Below are 287 nucleotides of genomic sequence, written 5' to 3' on the forward strand. Positions count from 1 at the left end.
CGTGTGGCCCGGCAGCGGCGCGGACGTGCCCGCCGGTCTTCGCCGCATGGTGCGCGCTGCACAGGCACTGCAGGTTTTCCAGCACGGTTGGCCCGCCCTCGTCCCACGCGAGGACATGGTCAATCTCGCAGTATCTGGCCGCGCGGCGGCATCCGGGGAAGCGGCAGTGCCGGTCCCGGACACGGACCAGGCGTTTGAGCCACTCGGGCGGGATCCGCAGTTTCCGGGCGGCCGCGATCGCCTGACCGTGGTCGTCGGTGAGCACCAGCAACCAGGATTTCGCCAGC

Annotated in this window: 1 protein-coding gene; it reads right to left on the reverse strand. The window is 70.7% G+C overall.

Translation table 11 applies throughout. From position 1 onward, the window contains the following. Positions 1 to 287: HNH endonuclease signature motif containing protein (locus tag AC5RV3_RS17745; protein ID WP_494123207.1), on the reverse strand; the 287-nt coding region annotated here is incomplete at both ends.

This window comes from Arthrobacter sp. Y3221114, assembly GCF_059092625.1.